The sequence below is a fragment of the Mycolicibacterium rutilum genome, assembly GCF_900108565.1.
Lineage (GTDB): Bacteria > Actinomycetota > Actinomycetes > Mycobacteriales > Mycobacteriaceae > Mycobacterium > Mycobacterium rutilum.
Genome location: NZ_LT629971.1, coordinates 5368452 through 5382214 on the forward strand (window position 1 = coordinate 5368452; position 13763 = coordinate 5382214).

General features: G+C 67.8%; 13 protein-coding genes, 1 tRNA gene and 1 pseudogene. 9 read left to right on the forward strand and 6 right to left on the reverse strand.

Translation table 11 applies throughout. From position 1 onward, the window contains the following. Position 1 precedes the first annotated feature (1 nt). Positions 2-1513: a PE-PPE domain-containing protein gene (locus BLW81_RS26145; protein WP_235632099.1), complete on the reverse strand. Its 1512-nt coding sequence runs from the start codon at positions 1511-1513 to the stop codon at positions 2-4. A gap of 404 nt (positions 1514-1917) precedes the next feature. On the opposite strand from BLW81_RS26145, the gene BLW81_RS26150 reads away from it, so the two are divergent. The 3 genes from BLW81_RS26150 (at position 1918) to BLW81_RS26160 (ending at position 5163) form a co-directional block, all read left to right on the forward strand. Then, positions 1918-2901, forward strand: coding sequence for a hypothetical protein (locus BLW81_RS26150; protein ID WP_083409721.1), 984 nt, complete (start codon positions 1918-1920; stop codon positions 2899-2901). Between the two features lie 96 nt (positions 2902-2997). Then, positions 2998-3294, forward strand: a complete 297-nt coding sequence (locus BLW81_RS26155; RefSeq protein WP_235632100.1) for a DUF732 domain-containing protein — start codon at positions 2998-3000, stop codon at positions 3292-3294. 21 nt (positions 3295-3315) lie between these two features. Further along, the gene (locus BLW81_RS26160; RefSeq protein WP_157897841.1) at positions 3316-5163 is read left to right on the forward strand and encodes a DUF222 domain-containing protein; all 1848 of its coding nucleotides are present in this window, start codon (positions 3316-3318) and stop codon (positions 5161-5163) included. Between the two features lie 121 nt (positions 5164-5284). Here the strand turns inward: BLW81_RS26160 and BLW81_RS26165 are convergent. The 3 genes from BLW81_RS26165 to pgm form a co-directional block, all read right to left on the reverse strand. Then, positions 5285-5357 (reverse strand) — tRNA-Ala (locus BLW81_RS26165). Between the two features lie 55 nt (positions 5358-5412). Next, a complete protein-coding gene (locus BLW81_RS26170; protein ID WP_083409723.1) occupies positions 5413-6681 on the reverse strand; it encodes an MFS transporter in 1269 nt (422 codons plus the stop codon). Continuing rightward, positions 6678-8312, reverse strand: a complete 1635-nt coding sequence (pgm, locus tag BLW81_RS26175; RefSeq protein ID WP_083409724.1) for a phosphoglucomutase (alpha-D-glucose-1,6-bisphosphate-dependent) — start codon at positions 8310-8312, stop codon at positions 6678-6680. Before pgm ends, BLW81_RS26170 begins: the two co-directional genes overlap by 4 nt. Positions 8313-8374: 62 nt before the next feature. Here pgm and crcB (BLW81_RS26180) point away from each other — a divergent pair, with 62 nt between their 5' ends. From crcB (BLW81_RS26180) to mbtN, 5 genes and pseudogenes are all read left to right on the forward strand, one after another. Beyond that, positions 8375-8746: a fluoride efflux transporter CrcB gene (gene crcB / locus BLW81_RS26180; protein ID WP_083409725.1), complete on the forward strand. Its 372-nt coding sequence runs from the start codon at positions 8375-8377 to the stop codon at positions 8744-8746. Then, positions 8743-9108, forward strand: a complete 366-nt coding sequence (gene crcB / locus BLW81_RS26185) for a fluoride efflux transporter CrcB (RefSeq protein ID WP_083410830.1) — start codon at positions 8743-8745, stop codon at positions 9106-9108. Before crcB (BLW81_RS26180) ends, crcB (BLW81_RS26185) begins: the two co-directional genes overlap by 4 nt. A 50-nt stretch (positions 9109-9158) precedes the next feature. After that, on the forward strand, positions 9159-9428 hold the full coding sequence (locus BLW81_RS26190) for a mycobactin biosynthesis acyl carrier protein MbtL (protein WP_083409726.1): 270 nt from the start codon (positions 9159-9161) through the stop codon (positions 9426-9428). 5 nt (positions 9429-9433) lie between these two features. Continuing rightward, complete coding sequence (gene mbtM / locus BLW81_RS26195; RefSeq protein WP_083410831.1) at positions 9434-11005, forward strand: long-chain-fatty acid--ACP ligase MbtM; 1572 nt, start codon at positions 9434-9436, stop codon at positions 11003-11005. After that, positions 11002-12138 (forward strand): annotated as a pseudogene (mbtN, locus tag BLW81_RS26200) (mycobactin biosynthesis acyl-ACP dehydrogenase MbtN); the annotation flags it as partial. The gene mbtM and the pseudogene mbtN, both read left to right, overlap by 4 nt. A 15-nt stretch (positions 12139-12153) precedes the next feature. Here the strand turns inward: mbtN and BLW81_RS26205 are convergent. Together BLW81_RS26205 and BLW81_RS26210 are read right to left on the reverse strand one after the other, a co-directional pair. Beyond that, positions 12154-12765, reverse strand: a complete 612-nt coding sequence (locus tag BLW81_RS26205; RefSeq protein WP_083410832.1) for a GNAT family N-acetyltransferase — start codon at positions 12763-12765, stop codon at positions 12154-12156. 46 nt (positions 12766-12811) lie between these two features. Then, on the reverse strand, positions 12812-13510 hold the full coding sequence (locus BLW81_RS26210) for an Ntn hydrolase family protein (protein ID WP_083409727.1): 699 nt from the start codon (positions 13508-13510) through the stop codon (positions 12812-12814). Positions 13511-13568: 58 nt separating this feature from the next. Here BLW81_RS26210 and BLW81_RS26215 point away from each other — a divergent pair, with 58 nt between their 5' ends. After that, on the forward strand, positions 13569-13763 hold the full coding sequence (locus tag BLW81_RS26215) for a hypothetical protein (RefSeq protein WP_083409728.1): 195 nt from the start codon (positions 13569-13571) through the stop codon (positions 13761-13763).

Below are 13763 nucleotides of genomic sequence, written 5' to 3' on the forward strand. Positions count from 1 at the left end.
TTCATTCCGAGTCGTCGTCATTAGCTGCGTCGTTTTCGGAGGGACTGTCGTTGGTCGGTGACGGGGAGGACTCGTCATCGGTGCCGGTCTCATCGTCGTCGGCGGACAAATCATCGGCGTCGGTGATCGGACCTTTCTGCTGGCCGTCCTCATCGGACTCCTCTTCGCGATCCGCGAGTTCGGGTTCTGGCTTCTCGGACTGTTTCCTCTCGGTCAGCGAGGTGGCCGGGTCGGACTCTGCGTCGATCGGCGGTTCCGTTCGGGGCGGCGCGCTGTTCCGCACGGCCGGCCTGGCGTTCGCCTCTTCGGGGGCCGGCGCCGAAACCGGTTCTGGCGACGGAGCGCTCGGTTGTGGTGATGCACCGGCGAGGGCCAGCGCATTGTTGACTCCCTCACCGACCGCATTCACCAGGTCTACGGCGAGCTTCACCGGATTGATCGGGGGCAGGAGTCGCGCCGGTGTGGGTTCCCACGGCGGGATGGTGCGGTCGTAGCCCAGCCCGACGAGAACACGGAAGAACGGCTCGAACACGTCGATCACGGCTTCCGGCACGCCAAGTGTGCGCAACGGTCCGAACAGCGGCAGGTCGGCGGTTTCGAAGAAGTAGTAACTCGTGTCGCCGTGTGTGCCCTGATAGGCAGGCGACGTCGTGGGATCTTCGGGCAGGCTGACGTCGAAGGGGTAGGTGTGCACGTACAAGAATCCCAGAAGCGCATTCAGATCAGCGATGAAATTCAGTGGGTACAAGGGAAAGTCGGACACACCGTCGGACTCCCGGATGATGACATCGGTGTGGAACTCGGTGTCAGTCGGCGCTGGCGGGTTGAACGACCAGTCGAGCACCGGGATGTACAAGCCCGGAAAGCGGCTGTAGATGCCGCCATTGGGCACATGGAAGTCGCCGCCGAGCACGAAGCTGATGTCGGGAGCCGCCGTCCCCGCCGGATAGCGCTCGGCGAGCCGGCGCTTCGCCGCCGTCGCGACGATCGCGCCTTGCGAATACCCGTAGATCACCAGCGGGCCATCACCTTGCGCGGCCATCGCCTCCTCGAGGCTGTCGACCCCGGCGCGGATCGACTGGTCGGTGGTCAGGTCGAAGAGGCCCGACAGTTTCCACCACGGCTGGTCCGGCCAAGCTGCACCGCCCGGTCCGAAGAAGCTTGGATCGCCGACCACGCGTCCGGCTAGCCGCATCAGCCCGGTGAGGGGCCACGCCTGCCCGGGTGCGGTCACCGCCTCGGGGGTGATGTCCTGGTTCGGATGTGTGGGCGTGATGAATTGGTTCATGATGCGGTCGACGTCGGCGTCGTGCCAGCGGGGGCAGGTGGTCCCGCACACCAGGAGTGCAGTCGAGGCGGCAGACAGTTGCACGGCTGGCGTCGTCGTGACTGCGGCCAACACGACGGTCGCCATTACCGCGGCCGTCGACGTGCCGATCGACCTCGCCACGCGCGCGGCCGCACGCAACCGCCAAGTGGCCGCTCGGGCATCGGCGTGCTCTGCCGTTGTCATCAGCCCTCCTTCGCCTCGGCGGGGGTCATTGGAAGTCATCGTCTGCTCCGGAGGCGAAAGGGAACTCAGTAGCGCGCTACTGCAATCTCACCGGTCGGCTACTGGCGTTACTGAACCGCAGTAGTAAAAGCCTGTCCGTGCGCGCGTGACTAGCCGTGTGCGTTTGCTGATCGCCACGTCTGTGTGAACGTGTCGTTACTGGCGCCCGGGCTTCGTGCGAGGTCAGGCAACCGCAGCTGAACTTGTCGGTCCCGTCGTTATCCTTTAGCTATGGGGAGACAGGGGTGGATACCCGTGATCGCAACAGCAACCGGTACGGCCGGGTGCTCACGAGCCGGCCTTGCGGTCATGGACGAGGAGGAATGTCCAGACCGAGTTCGTCGGCACCACCAGATAGACCGACCATGAGTCGCAACAATTCGAACGACGTCGGTAAAGGCGTCGGCGGGCTGATCTTCTTCATCTTCGTTCTGATCGCGTTGATCCCGAAAGAGATATGGATCCTTCTCGGCGTTCTTGCGGGGGGCGGGATCGTGGTCGGACTGGCTGCGTGGTCGGTATCTGAATTCAACAAGAGTCGCGCTGCAGCGGAAGCTCGGGAGATCGCCGAGCGCAAGGCGCGGGCGGCTGCCGAGCAACGCGAGCGAGAAGACCGAGCCCGTCGTGAAAAGCACTGGCGCAACAGAACTTTGGGCAAGAAGAACGCCGCGCTGGTCGAATCGGCGTTGGCCGACGTGGAAACGGTAGCCGCTTCGGAAGCGGCACGGGCGGGGTGGCTCGGTGATGTCGACTTCTCGTCCGACATCGCGGCGATCACCGCCGGCTTCGAGAGGGCGCACGCGCTGCGACGAGTCATCAGTCAACTGGCCGCGCTGGACGACCCCAGCCCTGATGACAAGAAGATCCTCGCCGAGGCGAGAGCCGCGGTCGCCGATCTGGACGACGAGGCCGCCGAACGCGTCGAGATGATCGCGAAGTGTGCGCGAGAGGCGCGCCTGGTCGACGAGTCGCTGCGGAACGAACGAAAGGCCGCGCGTACCGCCGAGCAACGCGCCCAATTACACGCGCAATTGAGCGCCATGCTCTATGGGATCGAAGCGGCTCCTGATGTCGCGCCGCCGGATTCAGCGGCGGACGCGGTGATGGCACGGGTGCAGGCGTACCGCGACATCAAGAACCAGATTCAGCTGAATGCGCCCACCAGCCACAACCACGACCTGAGTCCCGGCACCTCGGAACGGCTGCTCGCGTTGAAGGCACAGGTGGCGCCCCGGACAGTCCGGTGCTTCAACTGCGATTACGTGCAGAAGGTCCCGGCAACGGCCACGGTGGTGCCGTGCGTCAACTGTGACGCTCGGATGAAACTCAAACCGCAGCCGACGGCCTGATCACCTTCCGGTCACCTCTGAGTCTCGACGCGTCCAGCCTCTGCGTGTCATGACCTCCATCCGGGTAACCGGAGCTAGGAAGGACTCACTATGGCCATGCTCTCGAGAATCGTTTTCCTGTCTGCTGCGATCGTCGGTGCGCTGACCGTCGCGTCCGTCGCGGCGGCGTCGCCCGAGAGCGACTTCTGTGGGAGTATGACGGGCGCCGGGTTCACCGGTGACTGCGCGACCATATCTACCCTCGCGCGAGACGTGTGCGCGCAGTACGACCGCGGCGCTGATCTGACGGCCGTCCTGGACAAGCTGGATCAGACGACCAAGGACGAGAACTTGTCGAACTACATCGTCGCCGGCGCTCAGCTCTACTTCTGTCCACCACCGACAACTACCTGATCCGTTTTTGTCGGTGGTCGAATGTATGTTCGAACCATGGCAGAGAGCCAGGTGCAGGACGCGATGGCCGCGGTGCGCGCGGCCGTCGACGCGCTGGCCGCCTGCGATCTGGACCTGCTGAATGCGCCCGAGCTGGTGGCTGCTCTCGATGACTTCGAGACGGTGTCGTGTCAGCTGCCCGCGGTGGGGCATCGGTTGTTGGCGCGGCTGCGCGCCGAAACCACGCCGCAGCAGATGGGTGCGCACAACTGGAAAGAGGTGCTGCGCGTGCGGTGGCGGCTGTCCTCACCCGAAGCCCACCGCCGCCTGACCGAAGCCGAACTGCTCGCCCCGCGCCAGTCGGTGACCGGGCCGGCGTTGGCGCCGCAGTTGGCGGCCACCGCGGTGGCCCAGGCGCACGGGTTGATCAACCCTGAGCATGTCGAGATCATCCGCAAATCGGTGGCCAAACTACCCAGCTTCGTCGACACCGCCACCCGCGAGAAATTCGAAGTCGACCTCGTCGGCATGGCCGTCAAAGCCGGACCCAAAGAACTCACCGACACCGCTGAACTGATGCTCTACCTCATCGACCAAGACGGCCCTGAGCCCACCGACACCGACCGCGCCCGCAAACGCGCCGTCACCAAGTCCAAACAAGGCGCCGACGGGATGGTCGAACTGCGCGCGCGGCTCACGCCCGAAGCGTGGGCTGGGCTCGAGGTGCTGTTCGCCAAATACGCCGCCCCCGGGATGTGCAATCCCGATGACCCCGAACCGTGCACCTCGGGCACCCCCACCCAAGCCCAGATCGACAACGACCACCGCAGCCTGGCGCAACGCCAACACGACGCCCTGATCGCGCTCACCCGCATCGCCTTGATGAGCGGCGAGCTCGGTCAGCTCAACGGGCTACCGGTGTCGATCATCATCCGCACCACCTTGCAAGAGTTGGAGTCGCGTGCCGGGGTCGCCACCACCGGCGGCGGTACCCGCATGCCGCTGCCCGACGTCATCCGCCTGGCCGGCCACGCCAACCACTACCTGGCGGTGTTCGACCGCGCCACCGGCTCCGCGCTGGATCTGTACCGGTCCAAACGGGTGGCTTCTCCAGCCCAGCGGATCATGCTCATCAGCCGCGACGGCGGCTGCACCAAACCCAGCTGCCCCGTCGGCGCCTACGGATCCCAGGTCCACCACGTCAGCACCGACTGGGCCCAAGGCGGCAACACCAACATCGACGAACTCGGCCTGGCCTGCAGACCCCACAACTGCAGCGTCGACGACGACAGCGGCTGGACCACCCACATGACCCACACACACAACGTCGAATGGCACCCCCCACCCGGCCTCGACACCGGCCAAAACCGCATCAACTACTACCACCGCCCCGAACTGCTCCTCCAACCCGACGACACCGAAACCGGCGACACAAAGCCGGTGCGCGACAGCGGAAGTGGCGGCGCTAAGCCAAATGCCGAGCCCACCGACGACACCGAAGGTGACGCTGAGCAGGACACCGCAGAACCGGTCGACGACACCGAAATCGATGCGGCGGACTTGGACTCCGAGCCGATCAACGACACCGAAGCCCACGAACCGGAACCGCGCCCTAAGCCCGCCAACACCATCGAACACGGCGGCGCCAAGCCCGACGCCCCAACGCCCACCGACCCCATCGACGTGAGCGCCGGCGACGCCGACGCGCGCGACGCGCAGGCAAAGCTCCGAGCGCGGTTCGACGACATCACAATCGACGACACCCAACCCGACGTCGAGCCGATCGAAGACCCCGAGCCGACCGACGACACGGCCGCCATCGACGAACCCGCAGTCGACAAGGCAGGTGAACCAGGCGGCCCCTCACCGCCGAACAACAACGCGGCCTGACGGCCGTAGAGATTCACTAAACGGGAACGGAGATCGCCGAAGTGGCGCTTCGAGTCATCCGTAGAAAAGTCGGGCGAGGAAACTGCGCCCGGGCCGACCGCTGGTCGCGGTCCCAATTAAGTGGAGCTAAGGGGATTCGAACCCCTGACCCCCACACTGCCAGTGTGGTGCGCTACCAACTGCGCCATAGCCCCTTGAGTCGTGCTCATCGAAGTTACACCAACGGTGCGGGGCCCTCAAAATCGCTGGTTACGGGACTTCGCCGCCGGCCTCGGGACCGAACGGGCGCACCGGCGTGTGCTCGCTCGACGGCCGCGACCGAGTCTCCGGGGCGAATATCCAGCCGATCGCCGCCAGCCCCAAGATGACGCCGCTGACCAGGAACGCCAACCCGAACGAGGTGTACTGCGCGATCAGCCCCACCAGCAGCGATCCGCCGATCGAGCCGAAGTCCGCCATCATCTGGAACGTCGCGACCGCGGTCCCACCGCGCGACTTGTTGCCCACCACATCAGCGACAGCCGCCTGCTGCGGTGAGACGAAGATCCCGGTGGCCGCCCCCGCGACATACGCCGCGACCAGGAACACCGGCAGCGACGTGGTGAAGCCCACAAGCGCCGTCGACACGGCCGCCAACGCCAGCCCGAAGATCACCAACCGGCGCCGGCCCAGCCGGTCCGACAGATACCCGCTCGGGATGACGACCGAGATGTTGCCCACCGCGAACGCGGTCAACGCCAGCCCCGCCGCCCCGGCCGAACGGCCCAGCACCTCGACCACGAACAGCGGCACCAGCGCGATCCGCAGTCCGAACGAGGCCCACCCCGTCGCGAAGTTCGAGAACAGCGCCGCCCGGTACGCCCGGTGCCGCGCCACCGCCCGGAACGACACCGCCGCATCCACATCGTCGTCGGACCGGCCGACGACCGCCGAATTACGCAGGCTGACGAAAACGACTGTGGCCGCGACCAACAGCGCGGCCCCGTAGATCAGAAACGGCGCCGACAGCCCGAAGCCCGCCGTCAGGCTGCCCAGGATCGGCCCGCCCACCGACCCGATCATGAACCCCGACGAGAACAACCCCGCCACCCGCCCGCGCGCGTCGGCCGGCGAGATCCTGATCATCAACCCCAGCGAGGACACCGTGAACATCGCCGACCCGGTCCCGCCCAGCGACCGGAACACCAGCAGCTGCCAGTACGTCTCGGCGAACGCGCACGCCGCCGTCGACACCGCGACGATCAGCAATCCGCTGATGTAGACCCGCCGCTCCCCCAACTGCTGCACAAGCAGGCCCGCGGGCGGCGCCCCGATCAGACGCATCACGGCGAAGGCGGTGATGACGAACGTCGCGGCGCTGATGCTCACCCCGAAGTGACGGGCGTACTGCGGCAGCACCGGCGCCACCACGCCGTAGCCAAGCGCCACCACGACGTTGGCGCATACGAGTACCCAGACCTCCCGGGGCAGCCGAGGCTTGGCGACCGGGCGACAGTCGCTCTCCGGATCAGAGCTCACGCAATGACCTTATTGACCACCTCGCGGGCGGCTTCCTGCACCTCGGCCAGATGCTCCGGCCCCTTGAACGACTCGGCGTAGATCTTGTACACGTCCTCCGTGCCCGACGGCCGCGCCGCGAACCACGCGTTCTCCGTCGTCACCTTCAACCCGCCCAGCGGCGCACCGTTGCCCGGCGCCGACGTCAGCTTGGCGGTGATCGGTTCGCCCGCCAACTCCGTTGCGGTCACCTGCTCGGGCGCCAGCTTGGCCAGCCGCGCCTTCTGCTCGCGGTCCGCGGGCGCGTCGATCCGCGCGTACGTCGGCGCCCCGTACTTGTCCGCAAGCTCGACGTACCGCTGCGACGGCGTCTGCCCGGTCACCGCGAGGATCTCCGAGGCCAGCAGCGCCAGGATGATGCCGTCCTTGTCGGTCGTCCACACCGACCCGTCGCGCCGCAGGAACGACGCGCCGGCGCTCTCCTCGCCGCCGAATCCGATTGTGCCGCCGATCAATCCGTCGACGAACCACTTGAACCCGACCGGCACCTCGACCAGTTTGCGACCCAACCCGGCGACCACCCGGTCGATGATCGACGAGCTGACCGCGGTCTTGCCGACCGCCGTCGACTCCGGCCAGTCCGGCCGGTGCGCGTACAGGTAGTCGATGGCGACCGCGAGGTAGTGGTTCGGGTTGAGCAGCCCACCGTCCGGCGTGACGATGCCGTGCCGGTCGGAGTCCGCGTCGTTGCCGGTGGCGATCTGATACCGCTCCCGGTTGGCGATCAGCGAGGCCATCGCGTTCGGCGAACTGCAGTCCATCCGGATCTTGCCGTCGGTGTCGAGCGTCATGAACCGCCACGTCGCGTCGACCAGCGGATTGACCACGGTCAGATCCAGGTTGTGCCGTTCGGCGATCGCACCCCAGTAGTCGACGCTCGCACCGCCGAGCGGATCCGCCCCGATCCGGATCTTCTCGCCGCTGATCGCGTGCAGGTCGACGACGTTGGGCAGGTCGGAGACATAGGCGTCGAGATAGTCATGACGTTGGGCGCCGGCCAGCGCGCGCGCCAGCGGCACCCGCTTGACGCCCTTGAGCCCGTCGCGCAGCAGTTCGTTCGCCCGCCGGGCGATCGCACCGGTGGCGTCGGTGTCGGCGGGTCCACCGTTGGGCGGGTTGTACTTGAACCCGCCGTCGCGCGGCGGATTGTGCGACGGGGTCACGACGATGCCGTCCGCCAACTCGGTGCTGCGCCCGCGGTTGTAGGTGAGGATCGCGTGGCTGACCGCCGGGGTCGGCGTGTAGCGGTCCGCCGAATCGATCATCGCGACAACGTCGTTGGCCGCCAGCACCTCCAGCGCCGACACCCACGCCGGCTCGGACAGCGCGTGCGTGTCGCGGCCGATGAACAGCGGGCCGGTCGTGCCCTGCGCGGCGCGGTACTCGACGATCGCCTGCGTGGTGGCCACGATGTGCGCCTCGTTGAACGCCGCGTCCAGGCTCGACCCGCGATGCCCGGAGGTGCCGAACACCACCTGCTGATCCACGTTCTCGGGGTCGGGCTCTCGGGTGTAGTACGCCGTCACCACCTGGGCGACGTCGATGAGGTCCTCGGGCTGCGCCGGCTGACCGGCTCGGGGGTTGGCCGCCATGCCCTCGATTCTGCTCCTTGCAATCGCGCGGTGTGCGCCTCGGTCCAGCCATACTTTGCGCTGTGTTCGGATACGACGGCCGTGAGGTGCTCGCGGTCTTTGTCGGCGGTGCACTCGGCACGCTCGCGCGCGCGGCCATCGAGACCCTGGCTGCCCCCGAGCCGGGGCACTGGCCGTGGCCGACGTTCGCGGTCAACATCGTCGGCGCGTTCCTCCTGGGCTACGTGGCCACGCGGTTACCCGAGAACAGTTACCGCCGTCCGCTGCTGGGTACCGGGCTGTGCGGCGGGCTGACGACTTTCTCCACCATGCAGGTCGAGATGCTGCGGATGGTCGAGCGCGAGCACTTCGCGCTGGCGGCCGGCTACGCGGCGGCCAGCATCGTCGCGGGGCTGGCGGCCGCGTGGGTGGCGGCGCGGTGGGCGGAGCGATGACGGTCATCGTGTGGGTGGGCGTCGCGCTGCTCGGCGGCGCGGGTGCGGTGGCGCGCTTCCTCATCGACCGCGCCGTGTCGCACCGGCTGACCGGGTTGTTCCCGTCGGGGATCTTCGTGGTCAACATCTCCGGTGCGCTGGTGCTGGGCCTGCTCTCCGGTCTGGCGCTCGGGCCGACGGCCGCTCTGCTGGTGGGGGTGGCCTTCGTCGGCGCCTATACGACGTTCTCCACCTGGATGCTGCAGACCCTCGAACTGCGCGAAGGCGGGCGCACCGGCTTGGCCGTGCTCAACATCGTGCTCAGCCTCGTGATCGGGCTGGCCGCCGCCGCAGCGGGACACTGGATCGGCACGCACCTGTGAGCCGGGGTAAGCCTAGCCTTACCTGAGTCGACGTAGTACCGTCGCACGCCGTGAACCCGTCTAATCCAGAAGCCGTCAGCGTCGCGCTCGCCGAGATCCTGCGCGACGACATGAACGTCGACGTCCGACGAGTCACCCGCGACTCCCGCCTGATCGACGACGTCGGCCTCGACTCGGTCGCGTTCGCGGTCGGCATGGTGGCCATCGAGGACCGGCTGGGCGTGGCGTTGAGCGAAGAGGACCTGCTCAGCTGTGACACCATCGGCGACCTGGAAGCGGCCATCCTGACCAAAGCGGCTGCGACACCCTCGAACTCGTGACCGAGCTGGCCGCGGCGCTGTCGGCGGCGATGACGGCCGCCCCGACCCGGCTCGCGGTGCTCGACACCGGGACCGGTCAGTGGGCCCGGCACCCGTGGCCGGAGTTGCACGCCCGCGCCGAGAACATCGCCCAGCGGATCACCGACGACGCGGCCACGGCGGTCGGCCTGATCGGCGAGCCGACAGTCGAGTTCATCGCCGCGATCCCCGGCGTATTCTTCGCCGGCGCGGGCCTGTCGATTCTGCCCGGCCCGATCCGCCGCGCCGACCCGGACCAGTGGGCCCGCGGCACGCTGGCGCGGCTCGCCTCGATCGGCGCGACGACGGCGTTCAGCCACGGCGCCGAACTCGCGCTGCTGCGCAAGCACAGCGAGTCCATCGTCGTGCACGACGTCGCCGAGGTGGGCCATCCGCGCCGCTCCACGACGTTCCGCGGACCTGACGACGCCGCCGTCGCGATCCTGCAGGGCACCGCGGGATCGACGGGAACGCCTCGCACAGCGCAGATTTCGCCGGCCGCGTCGCTGGCCAACCTGCGCGGGCTGATCAACCGGATCAACGTCGACCACCGCAACAGGCTGCACAGCTGGCTGCCGATCTACCACGACATGGGGCTGTCTTTCGTGCTGGTGGCCACGTTGGGCCAGGCGGACCTGTGGCAGGCGCCCACGTCGGCGTTCTCCGGTTCGCCGTTCAACTGGCTCAAGTGGCTCACCGAGAGCCAAGCCACCATGACCGCGGCGCCGAACATGGCGTTCAACCTGATCGGCAAGTACGCACGCAGCCTCACCGGATATGACCTGTCCAACCTCGGGTTCACCCTCAACGGCGGTGAGCCGGTCGACTGCGTCGGCTATCAGCGCTTCGCCGACGAGATGGCCCGATTCGGTTTCGACCCCGCCACGCTCGCGCCGTCTTATGGCTTGGCCGAATCCACCTGTGCGGTCACCATTCCCGAGCCGTTCTCCGGTCTGCGGGTCGACGACGTCACGGTCAACACCGATGCGGGCGGTGCCACCCGCCGGTTCGCCGTGCTCGGCCACCCGATCGACGGCATGCAGGTGCGCATCAACACCGGCGGCGCGCACACCACCGAGGTGACCGGGCGTGAGATCGGTGAGGTCGAGGTCCGCGGCACGTCGCTGATGACCGGCTACGTCGGGCATGCTCCGCTCGACCCGCGGGGCTGGTTGCCCACCGGTGATCTCGGCTATCTGACCGACGCCGGCCTGGTCGTCTGCGGCCGCGCGAAGGAACTGATCACCGTCGCCGGCAGGAACGTGTTCCCCACCGAGATCGAGCGGATCGCCGCCGAGATCGACGGTGTGCGCGACGGCTGCGTCGTCGCCGTCGGCACCGGCGAAGCGTCGGCGCGGCCCGGCCTGGTGATCGCCGCGGAGTTCAAGGGCGACGACGAACCCGCCGCCCGCAGCGCCGTGGTGGCCCGCGTCGCATCGCAGTGCGGCGTCGTGCCCGCCGATGTGGTGTTCGCCAAACCCGGTGCGCTGCCCCGTACCTCGTCGGGCAAGCTGCGCAGGCTCGAAGTCCAACGCACGCTGGAGGGAGCAGGCCGATGACGGAGTACGACGAACTGCTCGACCGGGTCTTCGACGACCGTGTGACCAACTGGACCGCGAAAGCCGAAGAGAACGAGAAGTTCCCGCGCGAGCTCATCGAGTACCTCGGCGAGTCCGGAGTTTTTGCCGCCAAATGGCCAGCCGGACAGCAGCATCCCGACGTCGCCAAGGTCATCGCGTTGGCCCGCAAGCTCGGCACCCTGGGCTCGGCCGGTATCGGAGTCGGTGTCGGGCTTCATGATTCGGCGATCGCGATCCTGCGCCGCTTCGGCAAATCCGAGTACCTGAAGGACATCGCCGAGCAGGCCATCCGCGGCGAGGCGGTGCTCTGCATCGGCGCCTCCGAACAGTCCGGCGGGTCCGATCTGCAGATCGTCGGCACCGAGGCGCGTTCGGCGCGCGACGGTTTCGAGGTCAAGGGCGTCAAGAAGTTCGTGTCGCTGTCCCCCATCGCCGACCACGTGATGTGCGTGGCGCGCAGCCTCGACAGCGATCCCAACAGCAAGCACGGCAACGTCGTGGTGATCGCCGTGCCGTTGGCGCAGTGCGAAGTGCAGACGCCGTACCGCAAGGTCGGCGCGGGACCGCTGGACACCGCCGCCGTGCACATCGACACGTGGGTACCCGCCGATGCGCTGGTCGCCCGCGCGGGCATCGGGCTGGCCGCGATCTCGTGGGGTTTGGCGCAGGAGCGGATGTCGGTGGCGGGCCTGGTGTCCACGTCGGCGCAGCGGGTCATCGGAATCACGTTGGCGCGCATGATGACTCGACGCCAGTTCGGCCACACGCTCTACGAGCACCAGGCGTTGCGGCTGCGGATGGCCGACCTGCAGGCGCGGGTGGACATGCTGCGCTTCGCGTTGGACGGGATCGCCGCGACCGGCAAGCTCGACCTGCGCACCGCCGCCGCGATGAAGGTCAACGCCGCGCGCCTCGGCGAAGAGGTCATCAATGAGTGCATGCACATCTTCGGCGGCTCCGGCTATCTCGTCGACGAGACCCCGCTCGGCCGGTGGTGGCGCGACATGAAACTCGCCCGCGTCGGCGGCGGCACCGACGAGGTGCTGTGGGAGCTGGTGGCGGCGGGCATGAAACCCGACCACGACGGCTACGCGGAGTTCAACCAGCTGCCCCGATACCGGCGCAGATCAGTCCGCTCGCGGCAGGGCGTAGAGGGCCATCCGGCGGTTGGACATGTCGTGCTCGCCGAGGAAGTCGCAGCCGGCGTACTCGCACACCCCGCGGGCGCCGGAGTTGCGGTGGTCGGGGTCGAACATGATCCGCTTGCACTGCGGGTCGAGCTCGAAAATGTTCTCAACCAAGCGCGGCAACAGGATTGGCGCGATACCGCGGTTCACGAACCGTATCTCGGCGATCGCGGCGTGCAGGCCGATGTCGTGCGGATCGGCGTCGTAGCGCGGCGCGATCGAATCCTTGGCGGCCCGGTACAGCTCGATGTATACGAACGGCTGGCCGCGGAAGCTGCCGACGAACGGTCGCGAGTACTGCCCGGCGAGTTGGGCGCTCAGGTACCGGTGCCAGCGATGCGGCGGCCAGGCGTACTCCCACGCCTCGACCAGGTGCGGGCGGTTCATCCACTCCGAGATCATCTCCGCGTCACCGTCGGGGTCGGCGAGTTTGATGTCGTACGGCGGGCCCAGCGTCGGCGTCGGCGGAGCCGCGACCGCGCGGACGGCATCGGAGATGTCGGTCAGCTCGCGCGGCAGCACGGATGAGGGCGCGTCGTCGATCTCGGTCATGTCCCGACGAGCCTATCAACCGCCATTAAGGGTAGGGTTACCTTCCTCACTGGTCGAAGAGCCCGTCGAGCACGCCCTGTTCCATCTCGATCCACCGGCCCACACGTTTGCGGACCTTGGCGATCGCCGCGTCGTCCAGATGCTGCGCACCCTCGGGCGTGATCCGGCAGAGGTCCATCGGACCGCCCACGCTCGGCGACGACATGTCGAGTGCGTCGAGCACCCGCAGCGCGGCCACCACGCCGTAGTCCACCGGCCGCTCGGCCATCCCGAAATGCGCCAGCAGCGCGTGCGCCTGCTGCGCCATCGGCGACCCGCTGCCGACCGCGTGAAAGCCGATCTCCTCGTAGTGGCCGATCAACCCGTGCGGGTCGACGTCGACGATGAATGGCTCACCGTCGGCATAGCCGGCGGCCAGCACATACGTCGCGGGCGTCGCGCCGGGCTTGCCCTCCGGCACGTCGCTGATGAAGTTCGCGTAGTGGCGTTTGAGGACCGGCAACACCCGCTCCTGCAGGGCGTGCCCCACGTCGGACGCCTCGACGATCGCGTCGGCCTCGGCGCCGAAGATCCGCTCGAGGTCATAGAGCACCGCGCGTGACCCGCTGCCACCCCACGCGGCGTTCGGGCCCAGCGGGTGCAGCTTCTGAGCCGGATAGCTCAGTCCCCGTTCCGGATCGGTGATCTGTGAGTCCGACGCCACCACCAGTCCGTCGGCGCACCGCAGGGCAAGGACGACCGTCATCGGCGCTGTTTCCCGGGCATCGCCCGATCGTCTCATGCGCGGATGGCATGGTGGGGTCATGCCGGTGGATCGACGAGCGGACTTGCAGCGTTGGCAGGACTCGGGCGCGATCTGGGAGGTTCGCGCGCGGCGCGGCGACAGCGTGACCGTCGCCCTGCTGCGCTGCGACGGGGGCGAGGAGGTCGAGGTGTTCACCTCCGACGATCCGCGGCTGTTGGAGTTCATCGGTGACCGGCGCAGCAGTGAGGAGTGA